This is a genomic window from Streptomyces sp. NPDC005925, assembly GCF_040638805.1.
Lineage (GTDB): Bacteria > Actinomycetota > Actinomycetes > Streptomycetales > Streptomycetaceae > Streptomyces.
This window is the reverse complement of the sequence record NZ_JBEXVL010000010.1, coordinates 37,830-59,134: the sequence shown is the minus strand read 5'-3', so window position 1 is coordinate 59,134 and position 21,305 is coordinate 37,830. Positions and strand designations below refer to the sequence as shown.

Annotated in this window: 13 protein-coding genes; 8 read left to right on the top strand and 5 right to left on the bottom strand. The window is 73.8% G+C overall.

The genetic code is table 11. The features are described 5' to 3' along the window. Position 1 precedes the first annotated feature (1 nt). Positions 2 to 619 carry a hypothetical protein gene (locus ABZ354_RS14820; protein WP_358656669.1) on the top strand — a complete coding sequence of 206 codons (618 nt, stop codon included), beginning with the start codon at positions 2 to 4 and terminating at the stop codon, positions 617 to 619. A 47-nt stretch (positions 620 to 666) separates the two neighbouring features. Here ABZ354_RS14820 and ABZ354_RS14815 read toward each other — a convergent pair whose 3' ends face one another. Then, positions 667 to 1,818 (bottom strand): NlpC/P60 family protein, encoded by a 1,152-nt coding sequence (locus ABZ354_RS14815; protein WP_358656667.1) that lies wholly within the window; start codon positions 1,816 to 1,818, stop codon positions 667 to 669. Positions 1,819 to 2,362: 544 nt separating this feature from the next. Here ABZ354_RS14815 and pcrA point away from each other — a divergent pair. After that, entirely contained in the window at positions 2,363 to 4,846 is a 2,484-nt protein-coding gene (gene pcrA, locus ABZ354_RS14810; protein ID WP_358656665.1) for a DNA helicase PcrA, read from the top strand. Between the two features lie 95 nt (positions 4,847 to 4,941). On the opposite strand, the gene ABZ354_RS14805 is transcribed toward pcrA, so the two are convergent. Further along, positions 4,942 to 6,534: a M23 family metallopeptidase gene (locus tag ABZ354_RS14805; protein ID WP_358656663.1), complete on the bottom strand. Its 1,593-nt coding sequence runs from the start codon at positions 6,532 to 6,534 to the stop codon at positions 4,942 to 4,944. A gap of 458 nt (positions 6,535 to 6,992) precedes the next feature. Beyond that, on the bottom strand, positions 6,993 to 7,874 hold the full coding sequence (locus ABZ354_RS14800) for an alpha/beta fold hydrolase (RefSeq protein ID WP_358656661.1): 882 nt from the start codon (positions 7,872 to 7,874) through the stop codon (positions 6,993 to 6,995). Between the two features lie 498 nt (positions 7,875 to 8,372). Here ABZ354_RS14800 and ABZ354_RS14795 point away from each other — a divergent pair, with 498 nt between their 5' ends. Further along, on the top strand, positions 8,373 to 8,789 hold the full coding sequence (locus ABZ354_RS14795) for a cobalamin B12-binding domain-containing protein (protein ID WP_358656659.1): 417 nt from the start codon (positions 8,373 to 8,375) through the stop codon (positions 8,787 to 8,789). A gap of 326 nt (positions 8,790 to 9,115) precedes the next feature. On the opposite strand, the gene ABZ354_RS14790 is transcribed toward ABZ354_RS14795, so the two are convergent. Together ABZ354_RS14790 and ABZ354_RS14785 are read right to left on the bottom strand one after the other, a co-directional pair. Then, complete coding sequence (locus tag ABZ354_RS14790; protein ID WP_358656657.1) at positions 9,116 to 10,747, bottom strand: DUF5691 domain-containing protein; 1,632 nt, start codon at positions 10,745 to 10,747, stop codon at positions 9,116 to 9,118. A gap of 62 nt (positions 10,748 to 10,809) precedes the next feature. Next, a complete protein-coding gene (locus tag ABZ354_RS14785; protein WP_358656655.1) occupies positions 10,810 to 12,315 on the bottom strand; it encodes an SWIM zinc finger family protein in 1,506 nt (501 codons plus the stop codon). A 133-nt stretch (positions 12,316 to 12,448) separates the two neighbouring features. Here ABZ354_RS14785 and ABZ354_RS14780 point away from each other — a divergent pair, with 133 nt between their 5' ends. From ABZ354_RS14780 to ABZ354_RS14760, 5 genes are all read left to right on the top strand, one after another. Continuing rightward, positions 12,449 to 13,624, top strand: coding sequence for an AAA family ATPase (locus ABZ354_RS14780; RefSeq protein ID WP_358656653.1), 1,176 nt, complete (start codon positions 12,449 to 12,451; stop codon positions 13,622 to 13,624). A 174-nt stretch (positions 13,625 to 13,798) separates the two neighbouring features. Further along, on the top strand, positions 13,799 to 16,420 hold the full coding sequence (locus ABZ354_RS14775; protein WP_358656651.1) for a DUF5682 family protein: 2,622 nt from the start codon (positions 13,799 to 13,801) through the stop codon (positions 16,418 to 16,420). A 553-nt stretch (positions 16,421 to 16,973) separates the two neighbouring features. After that, complete coding sequence (locus ABZ354_RS14770) at positions 16,974 to 18,107, top strand: VWA domain-containing protein (RefSeq protein ID WP_358656900.1); 1,134 nt, start codon at positions 16,974 to 16,976, stop codon at positions 18,105 to 18,107. A gap of 117 nt (positions 18,108 to 18,224) precedes the next feature. Next, the gene (locus ABZ354_RS14765) at positions 18,225 to 19,193 is read left to right on the top strand and encodes a hypothetical protein (protein WP_358656649.1); all 969 of its coding nucleotides are present in this window, start codon (positions 18,225 to 18,227) and stop codon (positions 19,191 to 19,193) included. A gap of 216 nt (positions 19,194 to 19,409) precedes the next feature. Next, positions 19,410 to 21,059, top strand: a complete 1,650-nt coding sequence (locus tag ABZ354_RS14760; protein ID WP_358656647.1) for a hypothetical protein — start codon at positions 19,410 to 19,412, stop codon at positions 21,057 to 21,059. The last annotated feature ends 246 nt before the right edge of the window (positions 21,060 to 21,305 follow it).

Sequence of the window (21,305 nt, the reverse complement as noted above, 5' to 3'; positions counted from 1 at the left end):
CATGACTCTTGTCCGATCGGCCGCGGTCGCCGTCCTGCTGGCCGCCACCGCCGCGACCGTCACCGCGTGCGGCACGGAGCGGGCCGGGCAGCCGGAGGCGGCGGGCCCCCGGCCCTCGCTCACGTCCCGGCCCTCGTTCGAGCCCCGGCCGAAGTGCGCGCAGGCCGCCGAAGTGCCCGCGGCTCCTTCGTCCTCGCCGTCCTCGCCGTCCTCGCCCCCGTCGTCCCCGGCGCGGAGCGCGGACGGCGGCCCGCAGGAACCGCCGGGGGACGCCCCTCCGCACTACGCCGAAAACCACGCCTACCGGATGAAGGGCCGCCTGACCGCAGAGCAGCACGCCCAGGGGCAGGCGTCGGCCCGGCTCATCGAGCGGGAGCTGGAGCGGGCCCGGGAGGAGGGCGACCTCGGTGACGCGCGCATCGTGGCGGCGCTGCGCTCGCTCGGCTGCGGCCCGGACCACGGTGTGTACGTGGACCGGGGCTTCTACAGCGTCCACACCGGGGTCACGTGCGTGTCCGGTCGCGCCACGCGGGACGAGATCACGGTCGAGGTGCACGGCGCGTACGCCGAGCCCCAGCCGGGCACCGGCCCGTGCGTGGAGAACCGGGGCGGCCACTGAGGCCGGCCGTCCGGGCCGCCCCGGTCACCGACCCGGGCCGGGTGGTCTCAGGCGGGCCGCACCACGCTGTGGATCGAGGACTCGCCGTCGTAGTAGATCGACTCCTCGCGGACGTACGCCCCCGGCTTCGGCGCGTGGATCATCATGCCGTCGCCGATGTAGATGCCGACGTGGGTGACATCGTCGTAGAAGAAGACGAGGTCGCCGGGCCGCGCCTGGGACACGCTGACCGTCGTGCCGGTGTTGACCTGGTCGTAGGTGGTCCGCGGGATGCTGACGCCCGCGGCCTCCCAGGCGTCCTGGGTCAGGCCCGAGCAGTCGTAGGAGCCGGGTCCTGTGGCGCCCCAGACGTAGGGTTTGCCGATCTGCGCGCGGGCGAAGGCGAGGGCCTTCCCGGCCTTGGTGGGGTAGGCCGGGTCGGTGGTCGAGGTGCCGCCGCCGGAACCGCCGCCCTCTTCCCGCTGTCCGGCCGCCGCCTCCTCGCGGGCCCGCCGCTCCTCCTGCTGCCGGGCCAGCTCGGCGGCCTTGCGGGCGGCCTCCTTCTGCTTCTTCTTCTCGATCGCCGCGAGCCGCGCCTTCTCCTCGGAGGTCAGCCGCGCCAGCAGTTCGCGGGCTGCGGAGAGCTTCTTCTGGACGGTCGACTTGGACGTCTTCAGAGTGGCCTGTGACGTGGTGAGCGTCTCCAGGCTCTCGGTGGCCTCACGGCGCTTCTTCATCGTCACGGACTGCTGCGTGACGTAGTCGTCCACCGCTTCCTTCTGCCGGCCGGTGAGCCGGTCCATCAGCTGCGAGCGGTCGAAGAAGTCCTGCGGTGTGTCCGCGAGCAGGAAGGTCGCGGTGCCGGGCGCGCCGGCGCCGGTGCGGTACTGGGCGGCGGCGTAGGAGCCCAGTTCCTCGCGCGCCTCGTTGAGTTCCTGGGTGCGCCTGGCGACGTCGTCGAGGAGGGTGTCGACGTGCTTGCGCTGCTTGGTGGTCTTCACCTTGGCCGAGTTGTACTTCTCGGTCGCCGACTCGGCCTGGCGGTAGAGGTCGTCGACCTTCTTCTGCACCTCTTCGAGACTCGGCCGGTCGTCGGCGGGTGCGGCGTTGGCCGTCTGGGAGAGCAACGCCACGGAGGTGAGGGCCGCCGTGGCGAGGGCGGGGGTCCGTATGCCCCCAAGGCGCGTCCGGGCGGGACGGGGCTTGCGGTGCGACGCCAAGGGGGCGGCTCCTTCCGTGTTCCGCCTGCCGAGGGGGGTCGTGTACGGGCGGGTGGGCCGGAAGGCTGCCCGGTGGCCACGCTCACGAGGGAGCTCGGCCGATTCACCCCGGAGGTCGGCGGGTCCCCGGCTCCGGCTGCTGTGCGGGCGCACCGGACGGGGCGGAGGCCGCGCGACCCGGCGGTTTCGCCGGTGGGGGTCGTGCGGCCTGCCCGGCACGGTAGCCAACCCGTGTGGCACCTGTGAAGGTTGGTGGGTGATATGCCCGATACATTTTCGTGACCTTCGGTCAGGGCATCGCTCACCGGGATGTCGTTGGGGTGGTTTGAGGCGGTTGGCGCGCCATGGTGCGGCTGATCGCTCGATGCGAGGAGATGGTCACGCAGGGCGATTAGGGAATGACAGAGACAAAGTCATAGAAGTCTCTCGAAGCCGCCGTAACCGGTAGGTTTCGCATTCCGTCCCGGCGGTCCGTGCGGCCTGCCGTGTGATGTTCTCGGGGTGGGGCCGGGTTGTCAGTGGGGCGCCCTAGACTCGGAGAGCGATGAGCAGCCTCTTTGACGACAGCTTCCTGGCGAGCCTCCAGGCCCCGCGGGCCCACGAGGAAGAGCCCCCGCCGCCCCCCGAGGACGAGCACGGACCCGAGCCGGTTCCGGACGACCTGTTCGGCGGGAAGTTCGACCTGCCCCCGGACCGGGACACCCACTACCGGGACGGCGCCCCGCGCCCGGTGATCGACTCGGCGGCGCTGCTCGAAGGACTGAACGACAACCAGCGCGCCGCCGTCGTGCACTCCGGCTCCCCCCTGCTCATCGTGGCCGGCGCCGGCTCCGGAAAGACGCGCGTGCTCACGCACCGCATCGCCCACCTGCTTGCCGAGCGAAGCGTCCACCCCGGCCAGATCCTCGCGATCACCTTCACCAACAAGGCCGCCGGGGAGATGAAGGAGCGCGTCGAGCAGCTCGTCGGCCCGCGGGCGAACGCGATGTGGGTGATGACGTTCCACAGCGCCTGCGTGCGCATCCTGCGCCGCGAGAGCAAGAAGCTCGGCTTCACGTCGTCGTTCTCGATCTACGACGCCGCCGACTCCAAGCGCCTGATGGCCCTGGTCTGCCGCGACCTGGACCTCGACCCCAAGCGCTACCCGCCCAAGTCCTTCAGCGCCAAGATCAGCAACCTGAAGAACGAGCTGATCGACGAGGAGGACTTCGCCGCCCGGGCCGCCGACGGCTTCGAAAAGACGCTCGCCCAGGCGTACGCGCTGTACCAGTCGCGGCTGCGCGAGGCGAACGCGCTCGACTTCGACGACCTGATCATGACGACGGTCAACCTGCTCCGCGCCTTCCCCGACGTCGCCGGGCACTACCGCCGCCGCTTCCGCCACGTCATGGTCGACGAGTACCAGGACACCAACCACGCCCAGTACGCCCTCGTACGGGAACTCGTCGGCACCGGCGCCCACGACGAGGACGTACCGCCGGCGCCCGACGAGCCCGGCCCGGCCGAGCTGTGCGTCGTCGGTGACGCCGACCAGTCGATCTACGCCTTCCGCGGAGCGACCATCCGCAACATCCTCCAGTTCGAGGAGGACTACCCGAACGCGACGACGATCCTGCTCGAGCAGAACTACCGCTCCACGCAGACCATCCTCAGCGCCGCCAACGCGGTCATCGAGCGCAACGAGTCCCGCCGCCCCAAGAACCTGTGGACGAACGCGGGCCAGGGCGCCGCCATCACCGGGTACGTGGCGGACACCGAGCACGACGAGGCGCAGTTCGTCGCCGACGAGATAGACCGGCTCACCGACGCGGGCGAGGCCAAGGCCGCGGACGTGGCCGTCTTCTACCGGACCAACGCCCAGTCCCGTGTCTTCGAAGAGGTCTTCATCCGCGTCGGCCTGCCCTACAAGGTCGTCGGCGGTGTCCGCTTCTACGAGCGCAAGGAGGTCCGGGACGTCCTGGCCTACCTGCGGGTGCTCGCCAACCCGGAGGATACGGTTCCGCTGCGCCGCATCCTCAACGTCCCCAAGCGCGGCATCGGCGAGCGCGCCGAGGCCATGATCGACGCCCTCTCCCAGCGCGAGAAGATCAGCTTCCCGCAGGCGCTCAAGCGCGTGGACGAGGCGTACGGCATGGCCGCGCGTTCCACGAACGCGGTCAAGCGCTTCAACACGCTGATGGAGGACCTCCGCACGATCGTCGAGTCCGGTGCCGGACCGGCCACCGTGCTGGAAGCCGTGCTGGAACGGACCGGATACCTGGCCGAGTTGCAGGCCTCCACCGACCCGCAGGACGAGACCCGCATCGAGAACCTCCAGGAACTCGCCGCCGTAGCCCTGGAGTTCGAGCAGGAGCGCGCCGAGGGCGAGTCGGTCGCGTTGTCCGACTTCCTGGAGAAGGTCGCCCTGGTCGCCGACTCCGACCAGATCCCCGACGAGGAGGACGGCGACGGCGTCATCACCCTGATGACCCTGCACACCGCCAAGGGCCTCGAATTCCCGGTCGTCTTCCTCACCGGCATGGAGGACGGCGTCTTCCCGCACATGCGCGCCCTCGGCCAGACCAAGGAACTGGAAGAGGAACGCCGCCTCGCCTACGTCGGCATCACACGCGCGCGCGAGCGGCTGTACCTGACCCGCTCCACCCTGCGCAGCGCCTGGGGCCAGCCGTCCTACAACCCGCCCTCCCGGTTCCTGGAGGAGATCCCGGCGGCCTACGTGGAGTGGAAGCGCACCGGCGCGACCGCGTCCCCGTCCGCCGGGCCCGCCTCCGGCGTGGCCGCGTCACTGTCGTCGTCCCGCTCCCGCTCGTCCGCGGCGGGCGCCTCCGGCTTCGCCACGCGCCGTACGGCGGAGGAGAAGCCGGTCGTCGGGCTCGCGGTCGGGGACCGGGTGACGCACGACCAGTTCGGGCTCGGCACCGTGGTCGCGGTGAAGGGCACCGGGGAGAAGGCGGAGGCGACGATCGACTTCGGCGACGCCAAGCCGAAGCGGCTGCTGCTGCGCTACGCGCCGGTCGAGAAGCTGTAAGAGCTCCGCCGGCCGCCTCCGGCAACACGGGAAAAAGGGGCGCCGCCCGTCTGACGAGGGGCGGCGTTCCTGCTCGGGAGGGCGGATCCTTCGGCCTACTGCGGGTCGAGGCCGTGGCTGCGGAGCCACGGCAGCGGGTCGATCGCCGCGCCACCGGCCGGGCGGACCTCGAAGTGCAGATGCGGGCCCGTCGAGTTGCCGGAGTTGCCGGAGTACGCGACCGGGTCGCCCGCCTTCACGGTCGCGCCGGTGGAGACCCGGTAGGTGGAGAGGTGGCAGTACCACGTCTCCGTGCCGTCCTTCGCGGTCACGATCAGCATGTTGCCGTACGCGCTGTTCCACTGCGTACGGACCGTGCCGTCGGTCGCGGCCAGCACGCTCGTGCCGTACGACACGGGGAAGTCGATGCCGCTGTGCGCGGACATCCAGTTGATGCCGGCCTGGCCGTAGTAGGCGCTGAGGCCGTGCTGCGTGACGGGCAGGGCGAACTTCGGGCGGAGCCGCTCCTTGCGGGCCGCTTCGGCCGCCGCCCTCTTCTTCTCGGCCTCCTGCTGGGCCCTGAGGTCGATGCGCTCCTGCGTACGGCTGGCCCGGTCGGCGAAGTCGTCGGCGCCCGCGGTGAGGCTTGCCAGCTGGGTGTCCAGCTTGTTGTTGGCGGTGGCCGGCTGCACGGGCTTCGCGTCGGCGGCCGACGCGCTGGTCTCCTGGGCGCCGTCCTCGCTCATGCCGCTCACCGAGGCGGCGGCGATCCCGGCGACACCCATCACGCAGGCCGAGGGCACCGCGACCGTCATCAGCGCCGAGCGTTTGGCGGGGGAGCGGCGGCGGGAACGGGCACCGGCGCGAGAGGCCGCGCGGCCCGGAGTGACGACGACCTCTTCCTGCTCGTCGAGGAGCGGGGTGCGCGGCCCGCCGCTCGGAGTGAAGGATTCGCCACCCGCCGCAGCGCCCGCGGAGTCCGGGAGATCCTGGTCCGGATCGCCGTACGGGGAGCGGGCATGGTCCGCGACATCGTTGTATTCGGTGTACGGCGTCCGGTCGTAGGCCGCGTCGGCCCGCTCGTCGTAGGACTCGCCGTGCTGCTCGTAGGTCTCCGTCGGCTGTGCGGCGCTGTCCGCGTTCCACTGCGTCGCGTCGTACGCTCCGGTGTCGAAAGCCTGCGTGCCCCATTCCCACTGCTGGGTCTGGTCGGCCGGGTTGCCCGACTGGTCGGGCTGGACCCAGGAACCGGCATCCCACTGGCCGGTGGCGTCGGGCGCGCCGGGCTGCTGCGCCCCGGCGGGCACCTGCTGATAACCGGACGTCCAGGCGGTCGCGTCGTAGGTGCCCGTGTCGTACCCGGCGTGCTGGGCGACTTGCTGCTGGGCGGCGTACGCGGCGTCGTAGTCGAGTGCCGCTCCCTGGCCGCCGGTCGTCCACTGGGTGGCGTCGTACGCGCCGGTGGTGCCGGCCACGGCATAGTCACTGCCGGGGAGGTCACCGAAGAGGGGGTCGGTCGCGAAGCTGGTCGTGGCGTGCGCTCCCGGGTCGTAGGAGGCGGCGCCAAAAGCGGTGGCGTCGTAGGCGTCGTACGTGGTGAAGTCGCCGTACTGGTTTTCCGGGGTCCCGTAGGACGCGTAGTCCGCGGAGGCGGCGTCGGAAGCCGGAGCCGGGGTGGTCATGGTCCCCGACGGGTGACGGTCGTTCACCAACTTCTCTTTCGCCTCGACAACAGGGGCTGCCAGAGCAGTGCGGCGACTGTACCCGGCGGTATGCGGGCTCGACAATCTTCCCCAGGTTTCCCACTCGCAGGAAACGGGCATTCGGCCGTCTTTCGGCGGACGGCGGGCACGACTTTGGCGTTGTGTTCGATGAACGTTCGAAGGTGATCGGCTTTGCGTCCGGCCGGGATCACCTTTGTTCGGAACGCAGTTCGGGTGCGGGCCGGGTGGCGAGCGCGTGTGGGGGTATCACCCGGTTCGGGCGTGTTGGGGCGAGCCGGGCCCGACTCTTCCGGGGAGCGGCGGGTGTCCCGCTGTTGCCGCCGTCCGTTGCGCTCCGGGAGGGCTGCCGGCGAGCCGCGGGCGGGTGGCGTGCGCCGTCGCCGCGTGCGCCGTCGACGCGGGTGCGTCGGCGCGGCGGCCGTCGTCACGGGGTGGTCGTACCGTCAGGCCACTGTCAGGTCGTCCGCGCATGGCGCGGTGCCGGTGTCCGGGTGGTCGGCGTCGAGGGCGTGGCGTATGCGGGTCGCGACCGCCGGGTGAACCGGCAGGGCGAGATGGCCGATCCCGGTCACCAGGACGTTCTCCACGGTCAGGTCGGGATGGTCGAGGCGGGCCGCCTCCGGCGGGTCCATCACGTGGTCCAGGTCGCTCCAGAAGCTGACGAAGCGTGTCCGGCAGCCGGGCGCCGGGCGGGTCAGCTCCTCGATCACCGGCGAACCCGGACGCATCTGGCGCACGACCGGGTGCGCGTCGGCCAGGGGCACGGCCCGGGTCCCGGAGTGCGGCGTTCCCAGGGTCACCAGTGTGCGGACGCGGGCGTCACCACCGAGCCGCTGCGCGTAGTAACGGGCGATCAGGCCGCCGAGGCTGTGGCCCACGATGTCGACCCGCGCGCTGCCCGTGCGCTCGCAGATCTCTTCGATGTGCCTGCCCAGCAGCTCGGCGGCGGTGCGGATGTCGCGGGTCAGCGGCGAGTAGTTGAGCGACTCGATCCGTTGCCGACCGCCGCCGTGCCGGGCCAGGCTGCGGCGCAGCAGGACGAACACCGACCGGTTGTCGACGAGGCCGTGCAGCAGCACGACCGGGGGCCCGGTGTCGGAGGGCAGGCGTGCCGTGCCGTCGTCCTGCTCGGGGAGCGCGGGCCGGGCGGGACGCTCCTGGGCGATGCCGGAGGGGTAGAGCACGAGGTGTGCGGCCAGGATCGCGATCTCCAGGGCTGTCGCCCTGAGGAGGGCCGCCGGCACGCGCGGCACCCCGGCCAGGCCCGCCGGCAGCAGGCGACGGCACAGGGGCAGGAGGGGCGGGGCTGATCCGGTGACCTTCATGACCGACCTCCTGTCGGCACCCGAAGGGCGGCTCTGTCCCCCGGGTGCTCTGGTGGGGAGCGGCGAGGAGGGCGAGTGGGAGGCGCGGGAGGCGGGCGTCCTCGCCGGATGCGCGGTACCCGCCGTATCCGCCCTACCCGTCCTACCGGTCGTACTCGCCGTGCTGCCGTGCCGCCGTGGCGCGCGGCCTCGCCGTGGCGGTACGACGGCTTCGTCTCGGCTCCCGTGAGAGCTCCGTCCTGGTGGTGGGGCACCGTGCCGTGCGTGTGGGCGGTACGTGCGGCACGGGCAGTACGTTTTAGTGGGGGCGGTACGGGTCGTCGGGGCCGTGAACGGTGCGCGATGAACGTGTCCCCCTGTGTGATTTCCCCCTCCCTGTGCACCGTGAAACGGCTGCTTGCGGGATGCTGGAGATAACGTTCGTTCACTTCCCGGGCCGGTGTGGGACCGGGACCGTACGGTTCCGTACCGGATGGTGTAGTCGTGATGGAGGCAGTGATGGGTGTGGCAGCCGGTCCGATCCGCGTGGTGGTGGCCAAGCCGGGGCTCGACGGCCACGATCGCGGGGCGAAGGTGATCGCGCGTGCGTTGCGCGATGCCGGTATGGAGGTCATCTACACCGGCCTCCACCAGACTCCCGAGCAGATCGTCGGCACCGCGATCCAGGAGGACGCCGACGCGATCGGGCTGTCCATTCTGTCCGGCGCGCACAACACGCTCTTCGCAGCCGTGATCGAGCTGCTGAAGGAGCGGGACGCGGCGGACATCCTCGTCTTCGGCGGCGGGATCATCCCCGAGGCGGACATCGCCCCGCTGAAGGAGAAGGGCGTCGCGGAGATCTTCACGCCCGGGGCGACGACCGCGTCGATCGTGGAGTGGGTGCGGGCGAACGTGAGGCAGCCGGCCGAGGCCTGACCTCCGTCGGGACGTGACTTCGGCCGACGGGCCGCCCGGCCGGGGACGAGGCGTGATCCTCGCCGAGGGGCAATCCTGGCGAGTGGCCGAGGGGCGATCCTGTCGAGGGGCGACCCTGCCGAGGGGCGCCCCCCGAGTGGCGAGTGGCCGAGTGGCCGAGAGGGCGAGTAATCGAGTGGTCGATGCCGTCGTCCGTCTTGCGGCAGCTGTGCTGGCGGGCGTCGTGCCGGTGGGCCGTAGTTCCGGTGGCGAAGGGTCGCGCCGAGCCGGCCGCGGTCCCGGCGCGTGCCGGTCGCCGTGGACGGAGCTTCGTCGGCCACTCGCGCTCACACCCCGCCCGGCTTACCGGCCGGCCGTAGCTCGTCCGTCATCGCCGCGCGCAGCCGCAGGGTCGTCACCAGGCGCTGGAATGCTTCCGCCCAGTAGCCTCCGGCGCCCGGCGACGCGTCCTCCGGTTCGTCCGGCACGGCCAGGAGGCCGTCCAGACGGCTTGCCTCACAGGGGTCGAGGCAGCGCTCGGCCAGGCCCATCACGCCGCTGAAGCTCCACGGGTAACTGCCCGCGTCCCGCGCGATGTTCAGCGCGTCGACCACGGCCCGGCCGAGCGGCGGCGACCACGGCACCGCGCACACCCCGAGCAGCTGGAACGCCTCGGACAGCCCGTGCGTCGCGATGAACCCCGCCACCCATTCGGCACGCTCCCCGGCGGCCAGCGTGCCCAGCAGCTTGGCGCGTTCGGCGAGGGACACCGCTCCCGGGCCGCCCGCCTCCGGTGCCGTGGGTTCCCCGAGGAGGGCCCGCGCCCAGGCCGCGTCCCGCTGCCGCACCGCCGCCCGGCACCATGCCGCGTGCAGCTCGCCCTGCCAGCCGTCGGTGACCGGGAGCGCGACGATCTCCCGCGGCGTACGGCCCCCCAGCCCGCGGGACCACATGCCGAGCGGGGCCGCCTCCACCAGCTGGCCGAACCACCACGAGCGTTCACCCCGGCCGGCGGGCGGCTTGGGCATGACGCCGTCCCGCTCCATCGCGGCGTCGCACTCGTGGGGGGCCTCGACGCCGATGGCCGGGGTGCTGTGCGTGTGGTCGAGGGCCACGCAGGCTCCGGCTCTGGCCGCCATCCGCGCGGCGAGCGCCGATTCCGGCAAGGCGGACAGGAGCTCCGCCGCCGTCGCCCTGACGTTCCGGCTGCGGTCGGCGAGCGCCTGCTCGAGGAACGGCTCGTCCCGGGAGGTCAGTCCCGTACGCAGGGAGTCGAGGAACATCAGCCGGTCCTCGGCCCGCTCCGTCGCCCAGGTCGACACGAGCAGCTCGCGCGCGGCGTCCGGGTCGCGGGCGCGCAGCTCGCAGAGCAGGGCGACGCGCTCGGCGAACAGGCCCTCCCGCCACAGTCGCCGTACGCGGTCGGTCTCCTCCCGGCGGGGCAGGGTGGTGCCGCCGCCCGGGGTGGTGCGCAGGGCGAAGCGCCAGTCCGGGTTCAGGCGGGCCAGCCACAGTGCGCGCGGTCCCGCGAAGGCCAGCGCCGCCGGACGCAGGTCGGTCCGGCCCCGGGCCGCGTCCAGCAGCGCGGGCAGCGCCTCGGGAGGGGCCGCGTAACCGCGGGCGTTGGCGGTGGCCAGCCATTGCGGCAGCAGTTCCATCAGGTCGGGCGCCGTCCCTCTGCGGCCTCCGCCGGACGCACCCGGCCGGCCGGCCAGCAGCATCGCCAGTCGGCGGGCGGCGGCGGGCGGCAGGGGCGGGCGGGTGTCCTCGGGCGCCGGTTCCGGCCGGTGCGCGGCACGCGCGGGACGCAGGCCGGCGCGGCGACGTACGGTCTCCTCGGCCGCGGCGTCCAGCAGCGCGAGCGGGGCGTCAGGGCCCGGCGCACAGCCCGGCGGCGTACGCCGCGCTGTGCCGAGGAGCGCGGCCGTCACCAGTTCTTCCCAGGCGGGGGCCCGCCCGGGGGTCGGGGCGCTGCTCATGCGGTTCTGTCCTCTCGTACGGTCTGCCTTCGGTGGCGAGGCCGGTCCCCGCGGAAGGCCGGTCAGCACAGCGGGACCGCGGTGCCTCCCTTCTCCGGCCAGGCCGTCAACGGGGTGAAGCCCTGGTGGCCGCATTCGCCGAAGACCCTGACGGGCGCGCCGCCCGACAGCGCGACCAGGCGCCACAGCCCGGGCCGGGAACGGGCGGCCGGGGTCAGTGGCAGGGCCGTGTCCTCGTCGGCGTCCGCCAGTTGCCAGGCGTCCCCGTCCCGGGCCGGCACGACCCTGTCCAGCGTCACCGGCACCGACTCCAGCCACGGGTCGTCCCGCAGTGCCGTGCCGTAACCGGCGATCGCCCGGGCCGTGGAGACGCCCGGCGGGCGCAGGTCCGCCGCCGCGTCCGCCGCCGCTGTGGCGAACCGCTCGCCCAGCGCCGCCCGCTGCCGGGCCTCACCTGGATACGGCGACAGCTCCGCCTCCAGCGTCAGCCCCACCGGTAGCGCCAGCTCGGGGGCGCGGCCCGCGGCGCCGTAGGAGAGGACGAGCATCGTGCGGTGCGAGTCCGCGCCGTACAGCCAGATGCGGCGGGTCGTCAGGCGGCTGTCGGCCGTGTCGTACTGGGCGAGGACCAGCCACCGGTCCCGTACCGGCGGGCCCGTCGGTACGGCGGTCAGGCCCGTGCGGGAGCGGACCGTGGCCGCCAGGCCGTCCGGCAGCTGCTCGCGGTGCAGCCAGGCGCGGTTGAGGAGGTGCAGCAGCGCCGACTCCTGCAGCAGCCGCACCGGCCAGTCCGGGCCGGACGACGGGATCGTCCCCAGCTCCCGCACCCGCGAGGCCAGCCCGGGGGCCTGGGCGTCGACCATGCGGGCCGCCGTCTCCTCCCACAGCCCGTACCCCGCCTGCTCGGCACCGGCCAGACCGGCGCGCAGCAGGTCCGCCAGCCGCTGCTCCAGCTCCGTGGCGCCCGCGGTGATCCGCTCGGCCCGGCGCTCCGCCCTGCGCCGCGCCGCCCCGGGATCGGCCGCACCGGACGTCGGCCCGGAGTCAACCCCCGGGTCGTCTCCGGCTCCCGGCCCGTCTCCGGCCCCCGGCCCGGACCCGGAGCCGGTAGCGGACCCGGACCCGGTATCAAAGTCGGACCGGGCATCGGGACTGGAGGCGATCTCATCCGCCGGGCGCGTCGCCTCCGCCCGCTCCCTTCTCGCGGCGAGTCTCGTGGTCAGCCACTGCGCCGCCCAGTCCGGCGGCTGCCCCGGAGGCACCGCGTCGGCATCGCCCGCCCACAGCAGAAGCAGGCCGATCGCGTGCGTGCACGGGAACTTCCTGCTCGGACAACTGCACCCATACTCCGGGCCGGACGCGTCCGCCAGGTCGACGACCGTCCGATACGGCCCGCTGCCGCTCTGGCTGCCGCTGCCCCCGCACAGCCCCCACGCCGTCCCCCCGTCCCGGCCGGCCCCCGACCACGCGCCGGCCACGCCGAGCCTGCTCCCCGCCCTGCGCGACGCGTCGTCAGATGCCCGTGCCAGCACCTGGTCCGCGGTCCTGCGCACCCCCTGCTGAGTCATGACATCGAAGGTAGGTCCCCCCACTGACAATCGGCCCGGCGAGTGGCGTTTGCGCAGGTCAGAGTGCGTTGTCAGTGGCGTGGTGCAGTGTGGAGTCAGATCCGAACCGGCCGAGCTGGAGGGGGACTCAGCCATGCCAGTTTCCGTGGACACCGCACTCTCAGATCCCAGTCGGAAGGACTCCGAGCCCGCTGTCGCAGGCACCGGGGGGAACACGCCCGTGCCCGGACCGGAGGTGCTGCGACCGCACGCCGAGGACGCCTTCGCCGACGAACTGACCGCGCTGGCCGCGCACGACGACCGGCCGCGCCCCGCCCGCTGGAAGCTGTCGCCGTGGTCCGTCGCGACGTACCTGCTGGGCGGCACGCTGCCGGACGGCACCGTGATCACACCCAAGTACGTGGGGCCGCGCCGCATCGTCGAGGTCGCCGTCACCACGCTCGCCACCGACCGCGCCCTGCTGCTGCTCGGTGTCCCCGGCACCGCCAAGACCTGGGTGTCCGAGCATCTCGCCGCGGCCGTCAGCGGCGACTCGACGCTGCTGGTCCAGGGCACGGCCGGCACCCCGGAGGAGGCCGTCCGGTACGGGTGGAACTACGCGCAGTTGCTCGCCCACGGCCCCAGTCGCGGCGCTCTGGTGCCCAGCCCGGTCATGCGGGCCATGGCGGAGGGCATGACGGCCCGCGTCGAGGAGTTGACGCGGATCCCGGCCGACGTCCAGGACTCGCTCCTCACGATCCTGTCGGAGAAGACGCTGCCCATACCCGAGCTGGGCGCGGAGACGCAGGCCGTGCGCGGCTTCAACCTGATCGCCACGGCCAACGACCGCGACCGCGGCGTCAACGACCTGTCCAGCGCGCTGCGCCGCCGCTTCAACACGGTCGTCCTACCGCTGCCCGAGACCCCGGAGGCGGAGGTCGACATCGTCGCGCGCCGCGTCGACCAGATCGGCCGCTCCCTCGACCTGCCCGCCGTGCCCGACGGCGTGGACGAGATCCGCCGGGTCGTGACCGTCTTCCGTGAACTGCGCGACGGGGTCACGACCGACGGCCGTACGAAGCTGAAGTCGCCCAGTGGCACGCTGTCCACGGCCGAAGCGATCTCCGTCGTCACCAACGGGCTGGCCCTGGCCGCGCACTTCGGCGACGGCGTACTCCGGGCGGGCGACGTGGCCGCCGGTCTCCTGGGCGCCGTCGTCCGCGACCCGGCGGCCGACCGGGTCGTCTGGCAGGAGTACCTGGAGACCGTCGTGCGGGAGCGGGACGGCTGGACGGACTTCTACCGCGCCTGCCGGGAGGTGAGCGCGTGAGCCGTGACCTGAGTGCGGTGGGGCGTGCGGTGTGGTTCGCGGCGGCGGACACCGCGACGGACGGGACGACGGCCGCGGGGGTCCCCGGCACGCCCGGCGACGGCGGCCGGTCGGGGCGCCGGGGTTCGGCCGCCCACGACGACTCCCGGTGGCCCCGGAGGAGCGGGGGCCGGTGTGACCGGCGCTGAAGCGTTCGGCGGGGGGCCGCTGTTGCTCGGGGTGCGTCATCACGGGCCCGGTTCGGCGCGGGCCGTCCGGGCGGCACTGGAGGCCGCCCGGCCCCGCGTCCTGCTGATCGAGGGACCGCCCGAGGCCGACGGCCTGATCCCGCTGGCCGGTGACGAGGCCATGCGTCCGCCGGTCGCGCTGCTCGCCCACGCCGTGGACGAGCCGGGTCGCTCGGCGTTCTGGCCGCTGGCCGAGTTCTCCCCGGAATGGGTCGCGATCCGCTGGGCCCTGGAACACGAGGTCCCGGCCCGCTTCATCGACCTGCCCGCCACGCACACCCTGGCCCTGGGGGGCGACGCCACGTCCGGCAACGGCGACCGTGACGCGGCGAGCGGTGCGGCCACGGCCTCGCGCGCCGCGGCCCGCGACGCGCAGGACCGTCCACCGCAGGACGGTGACGAAGACCGCCGAGCGGCCCTCCGTGTCGACCCCCTCGCCGTGCTCGCCGAGACCGCCGGTCACGACGATCCCGAGCGCTGGTGGGAGGACGTGGTCGAACACCGCGGCGGTGCGGAGGGGGACCCGCTCGCGCCGTTCATCGCGCTCGAGGAGGCGATGGGCGCCCTGCGGGAGACCTACGGGGACGGCGGACGCGGGCGGGACGCCGTGCGGGAGGCGCACATGCGGCTCCGGCTGAGGGCGGCGCGGCGGGAGTCCGGTGACGCGGTGGCCGTGGTGTGCGGGGCGTGGCACGTGCCCGCGCTGCGGCGGCGGACCACCGTCGCCGCCGACCGCGCGCTGCTGAAGGGCCTGCCCAAGGTCAAGGTAGACATGACATGGGTGCCGTGGACGAACCGGAGGCTGTCCCGGTCGAGCGGCTACGGCGCGGGCATCGACTCGCCGGGTTGGTACGGGCATCTGTTCGGTGTGCCGGACCGGCCGGTCGAGCGCTGGCTCACCCGGGTCGCCGGGCTGCTGCGTGCCGAGGACCGGATCGTCTCCCCGGCGCACGTCATCGAGGCGGTGCGGTTGGCGGAGACCCTCGCCGCGATGCGCGGCCGTCCGCTGCCCGGGCTGAGCGAGACGACCGACGCGGTGCGGGCGGTGATGTGCGACGGCTCGGACGTGCCGTTGGCGCTCGTGCACGACCGGCTGGTCGTCGGGGACGCGATGGGCGAGGTGCCGCCTGCGGCGCCCGCGGTGCCGCTCCAGCGGGATCTCGCCCGGGCACAACGCGGACTGCGGCTCAAACCGGAGGCACGGGAGCGGGAGCTGGAGCTCGACCTGCGCAAGGAGACCGACGCCGGGCGCAGCAGACTCCTGCACCGGCTGCGGCTGCTCGGCGTCGCATGGGGCGAGGCGGAGGCCTCGCGGGGCAGCACGGGGACGTTCCGCGAGACCTGGCGGCTGCGCTGGGAGCCCGAGTTGGCCGTGCGGGTCGCCGAGGCAGGGGTGTGGGGGACGACCGTGCTCGCCGCCGCCACCGCGAAGGCCGAGGCGGACGCGGTGGCGGCTCCGGACCTGGCCGGCGTGACCGTGCTCGCCGAGCGCTGCCTGCTGGCCGGACTGCCCGACGCGCTGCCGGCGGTGATGCGGATCCTCGCCGACCGGGCCGCGCTCGACACCGACGTCGGGCATCTCGCCCAGGCCCTTCCCGCGCTGGTCCGCGCACTGCGGTACGGGGACGTGCGCGGGACGGACACCGCCGCGCTGACCGAAGTCGCTGCGGGGCTCGCCGAGCGCGTCTTCGTCGGCCTGCCGCCCGCCTGCGCCGGGCTGGACGCGGACGCGGCCGAGGAGATGCGGCGTCACGTGGACGCCGTGCACGGGGCGGTGGATCTCCTGGACAACGCCCCCGGTCCGGCGCCCGGGCCCGCTGATCGGCATGCCGATCGTCGTGCCGACTCACGCGGCGATCCGGCCGGTGACGCACGCGGCGACCTGCGCGGCGTCACGAGCGGCGACCTGTGCGACGACCCACGCGGTGACCTGCGTGGTCGTTGGCGGGGTGTGCTGCGGACGCTGTCCGGGCGCGACTCCGTGCCGGGTGTCGTCCGGGGGCGCGCCGTGCGGCTCCTGCTGGACGACGGGGAGTTGCCGCACGACGAGGCGGCCCGGCTCATGAGCCTCGTGCTGTCCCCGGGAACCCCGCCGGCGGACGCCGCCGCGTGGATCGAGGGCTTCGTCGGCGGCGGCTCCGGGGGCGGGATGCTGCTCGTGCACGACGAGCGGCTGCTCGGCCTGGTCGACGCGTGGCTGACCGGCGTACCGGCGGACGCGTTCACGGACGTACTGCCGCTGCTCCGGCGCACGTTCTCGGCGTACGAGCCCGGGGTGCGGCGGACCCTCGGCGAGCTGGTCCGGCGTGGACCGGGGGCACGGGGGAGCACCGCGGGTGCCGCCGGCGCCGGCATACCCGGGTTCGCGGCCGACCCGGACACCGAGCGCGCGGACGCCGTGCTGCCGGCGGTGCGGCTGTTGTTGGGAAGCGGGGTGGCTGGGGGGACAGGGGGGACAGGGGGGACCCGGGCGGCTGGGGGTGCCGTGGGGGCCGAGAGTGCGGCGAGGGGGGACGGTGCGGTGGACGGCGATCTGGTGGGGGTGCGGTGTGGCGGCCGAAGCGAGTGACGCCGGAGCGACGAACTCGGGCGAGGGGCCGGCCGCGACCGACGGGTCGGATGTGGCTGCGGCCGACCGGACCGTCGCGGTCACGCAGGCCACCGCCGCGGCGCCTGCTCGGGCTCTGACCGACCGTTACGGTCCGGTCGATGCGGCGTCTGTCCCGGCGGGCTGGTCTGCTCCGGCCGATGCGGTGCCTGTCCCGGCCGATCGGCCTGTCCCGGCGGATTGGTCTGCTCTGGCCGGTGCGGTGTCCGCCCTGGCCGGTCGGCCTGCTCCGGCCGATGCGGCGTCTGCCCGGTCCGGTCGACCTGTCCCGGCGGATCGGTCTGCTCTGTTCGGTGCGGCGTCTGTCCCGGCGGGCTGGTCTGCTCCGGCCGATGCGGCGTCTGCCGGGTCCGTTCGGCCTTTCCCGGTTGACCGGTCTGCCCCGGCCGGTCCCGTGCCCGACGGCCGCGAGCCCCTGGGTGAGCAGTCGGGTGGGCAGTCGGGTGGGCAGGGGGATGGTCAGCCGGGTGGTCAGCCGGATGGACAGCCGGGTGAGCGGCTTCGGCGGTGGAGGCTGGTGCTGGGGGGCGAGGCCGCCGACGGTACGGAGCATGCGTTGTCGGGGCGGGACGCGGCGATGGACGGGGCGCTGGCCGCGCTCTACGGTAAGAGCGGGACACCGCGGGCGGGCCGGGAGCGTGCGGCGGGGCTCGGGGCGTCGGCGCCGTCGGTGGCGCGCTGGCTCGGTGACATCCGCACGTACTTCCCCTCGTCCGTCGTGCAGGTCATGCAGCGCGACGCCATCGACCGGCTCGGGCTCGCCACGCTGTTGCTCGAACCGGAGATGCTGGAGGCGGTGGAGGCCGACGTGCACCTCGTCGGCACGCTCCTGTCGCTGAACAAGGCGATGCCGGACACGACGAGGGAGACGGCACGGACGGTCGTGCGCAAGGTGGTCGAGGACCTGGAGCGGCGGCTCGCCACCCGCACCCGGGCCACGCTCACCGGCGCGCTCGACCGCAGCGCCCGTACCGGTCGGCCCCGCCATCACGACATCGACTGGAACCGCACGATCGCCGCGAACCTCAAGCACTACCTCCCGGAGTACGGCACGGTCGTTGCGGAACGGCTCGTCGGCCACCGGCGGGCGTCGCGGTCCGTGAAGAAGGACGTCGTCCTCTGCGTCGACCAGTCGGGTTCGATGGCGGCGTCAGTCGTGTACGCGTCGGTGTTCGGGGCGGTGCTCGCGTCCATGCGGTCGGTCAGTACGCGGCTCGTCGTGTTCGACACGGCGGTCGTGGACCTCACCGACCAACTGGACGACCCCGTGGACGTCCTGTTCGGCACTCGGCTCGGCGGCGGTACGGACATCAACCGGGCGCTGGCCTACTGCCAGTCGCGGATCACCCGGCCCGCGGACACGGTGGTCGTGCTGATCAGCGACCTCTACGAAGGGGGCATCCGGGACGAGATGCTGAAGCGGGTGGCGGCGATGAAGGCGTCGGGGGTGCAGTTCGTGACGCTGCTCGCGCTGTCGGACGAGGGGACGCCCGCGTACGACCGGGAGCACGCGGCGGCGCTCGCCGCACTGGGCGCCCCGGCCTTCGCCTGTACGCCGGACCTGTTCCCGGAGGTGATGGCGGCGGCGATCGAGAAGCGGCCGCTGCCGGTACCGGACAGCGAGCTCGGGGCGGCAAAACAGACATGAGCCGTCATCCGTAACGCGGGTCTTGCACAACCGCAGGAGTCGCATGCGAGGATTCGGCGCGCAGTCACCGCTCGTGACACGTCAACCGTTTCGCCGTACGGGAGGAATGTCCCCCTCTTGGTCTGGTCGGCAGCCCTGTTCGGAGCCACCGCCCGCGTCCTGCGCGCAGTGGCCGGGCGGCGTGCGCTCCACGTGGTGCTGCTGGCGGGCGGTGTGTTCGCGCTCGGGCTGCTGTGCGGGCAGCGGGCACAGGCGGCGGAGAGTGTGCCGTCGGCGGTGGCGAGCGCGCAAGCCGGTCCGACAGCGGGTCCGGAAGCCGAGTCGGCAATCGGTTCGGCTGACGGTTCCGCGGCGGGTGGGGCCGTGAGCCCCGCGACGCGGGCGACCGGTGCCGTCGCGTCGGCGGAGCCGCCCGCCGGGCACCGGGCAGAAGACCGGACCGCTGCCCTGACCGACGGCCTCGGCGGCGGCATCACGCCCGTGACCCGAGGTCTGCGTGACCGGGCCCAGCGCGTCACCGACGGTCTCGAGTGGGGCAGCGAGCGCATCCAGGATCTGCTCGGCGGGAGCCTGGGCGGCATGCCGGACGATGCGGACACCATGCCGTCGCACTCGACGCTGCCCGGGCTGCCCCCGTTCGCGCACCTGCCGTTCCTTCCGCTGCCCCTGCCCGCCCCGGCCACCGACACCCCGGCTCCCGGCGGTCCCGCCGACCAGGCATCCGCCGACGGGAGCGAGGGCCGCGCCTCCTCCACCGGCACGTCGGACGGCACCGGCACGACACGCGGTTCGTGCCCCCAGGCAGCCCCGGCGCCCGCCATCTGGCGCGGGACGCACGGGCAGCGGCCCGCGCCCGACGCGCACGCCGCACCGCCCGCGCCCTTCCAGCAGCCTCCCGGCGGTGAGCCGGACGGGATGCTGGGCAACCGTGCCGCCACCGACCAAGCCGGTTCGCGGTACGGCGACGCGCCCGCCCTCACCCCGGTTCACCGGGCGCCGCTGGTGCTCGTGCCGGGTGCCGCCGCGCGCGTGGACGCGGCCGAGACCCGGGACCGGTACCGGGACATTCCCGTCTTCCCCGCCTAGAGACAGGCCCCCACCTCGCCGTAGACCTGCCGCGCGGGGGTGGATCAGGTCTGCCCGCCCGTCCGGACCCCATCGCCGGACGACAGCCCGCCGGGGCCGCGACCGCCGTACGCCACGTCGGTCCGCCAGGCCCTCGGCCCGGAAATGTCCTCAAGCCTTCAGAGTCCCGGAGCTCTCACGAGCACCGGCACCGTGAACCAAGGAACTGACGCACGTATGAACAAGAACATCCGCCGCTCCATCGTCATAGCCGCCGGCGTCACCGGCGCGTGGGCGCTGGGCTCCGCCACCGCCACCGCCGACGAACTGCCGCCCTCCTCCCTCTCCGTGCTGGACCACACCACTGAGGCCGCCGCGACCGCCCCGGACGCCGGCGGCCTCCTCGGCGTCATCACCGGCACCGTCTCCGACACGGTCACCGGCGTCGTCTCCGGCGTGCAGGACACCGTGTCCGGCGTGTCCGGCCACGCGTCCCGCACCGTCGACGACACCGCCGACGCACGGGGCACCGTCGGCGGCGCGACCCGGACCGTCGAGGGCGTCACCGGCACGGCCACGTCGACCGCCGCGGACGCCGCCGAGCAGGCCCGCCGTTACGTCGACGCGAAGGTCACCGTCTCTCAGGCGTCGAAGGTCCGCGGCGCGGAGGCCGTTCAGGGTGCCGCGGCCGCCCGCGCCGCCGCCGACGCCGGCATCGGTGTGAGCGCCGACACGGACGTCACCGGCCGGGCGACCGGCATCACCGGCCAGGCGGGCGGCGTCACCGGCAGGGCGACCGGCATCACCGGCCAGGTGACCGGTGTCACCGCTCAAGCGGTCTCCGACACCGTTCCGGACTGGCCGCAGGGCACGGTCGACTACCTCTTCGGCCCGCTGGCCGCCTTCGCGCCCGAGCTGGAAAAGGCCCTGGCCGCCGCCCAGACGAAGCTGCACGGCGCCCGCCCGGCCGTGCACGCGCAGGTGCGTGGCGCCGAGCGTGTCACGCCCGCCAGTGCCGACCAGATGTTCGCACTCGCCGACGGCACGGCCGCCGACACGACCACCACCACCCGGCTCGCGGCCAGGGACGTCACCGGCACCGCGCAGACCACGGTCGCGCGTGTCGAGTCCCGTCTCTCCGACGCCCTGGATTCCGTCGGGGGCGAGGCGGACAGGACCGCGGGTACGGCCCGGGCGTCCGTGTCCGCCGTGCCGGGCCACGTCACCGGCACCGTCGCCGTCGCCCGGCAGGCCGTCGCCGACGCGAGCGGGCAGGTGTACGGCGTCACCGGCGACGTGCGGGCGTTCGCGGACCACACCGTGGGGTCCATGACGACGGTGGCCTACGACGTCACCGGGCGGACGGGCGGTTTCGCCGAGGGTGTCGTGGGTGAGACGGAGCCGTTCGCGTACGGCGTCGCCCATGCCGCACAGCCCTTGGCGGACACCGCCACCGACATGGCGGAGCCGTTCGCGTACGGCGTCGGCGACAGCGCGACCGGTTTCGCGTACGGCGTCACGGGTCGGGCCGAGTCCTTCACCGAGGGTCTCACCGAGTCGATCACCCCTGCCTACGCCCACTACACGCTGGGCTACGCCCAGAACCTCCAGGGCTTCACCCAGGACGTGCACGGCTACGTGCAGGACGCGCCCGCTCACACGACGGACCTCCAGTACGGCTCGCCGTACGCCACTCCGTCCGGCGCCGCGTACGACACCCCGTCCGGTACGGCGTACGACACCTTCGGCGCCGCCTACGACACCGCGTACGACTCCACCCCCGGTACCGCGTACGACATCACTCCCGGTACCGCGTACGACACCACTCCCGGTACCGCGTACGACACCGCCATCGGCACCGCGCACGGCACCCCGTACGGCATCTGATGAGCGCCGGGTGTCCCGGCGCCGCCGGCCGGGGCACCCTCCCCCTCTTCGTCCGTCCCGGCGTCAAGGCCGGGGCGGGCGCTCGGCTCCGTGAGGGTGGCGGGACCCGGACGGCCGAAAGCCGTCGGTCCGTCCGGCCGAAGCCCTCGCGGGAGGTGCGGGCCGGCCCCCCTGAGGTGGGGACCGGTCGCACCGCACCCCGGTGACCGGCGTGTTCGCCGTTCCCCGGGGTTGTCCGGGAGCCTC

Coding starts and splice junctions, on each gene's coding strand:
- ABZ354_RS14800 (WP_358656661.1), bottom strand. CDS start 7,874: ATGAAGGTCACCGGATCAGCCCCGCCCCTCCTGCCCCTGTGCCGTCGC.
- ABZ354_RS14785 (WP_358656655.1), bottom strand. CDS start 12,315: ATGACTCAGCAGGGGGTGCGCAGGACCGCGGACCAGGTGCTGGCACGG.
- ABZ354_RS14820 (WP_358656669.1), top strand. CDS start 2: ATGACTCTTGTCCGATCGGCCGCGGTCGCCGTCCTGCTGGCCGCCACC.
- ABZ354_RS14780 (WP_358656653.1), top strand. CDS start 12,449: ATGCCAGTTTCCGTGGACACCGCACTCTCAGATCCCAGTCGGAAGGAC.
- ABZ354_RS14795 (WP_358656659.1), top strand. CDS start 8,373: ATGGGTGTGGCAGCCGGTCCGATCCGCGTGGTGGTGGCCAAGCCGGGG.
- pcrA (WP_358656665.1), top strand. CDS start 2,363: ATGAGCAGCCTCTTTGACGACAGCTTCCTGGCGAGCCTCCAGGCCCCG.
- ABZ354_RS14760 (WP_358656647.1), top strand. CDS start 19,410: ATGAACAAGAACATCCGCCGCTCCATCGTCATAGCCGCCGGCGTCACC.
- ABZ354_RS14790 (WP_358656657.1), bottom strand. CDS start 10,747: ATGAGCAGCGCCCCGACCCCCGGGCGGGCCCCCGCCTGGGAAGAACTG.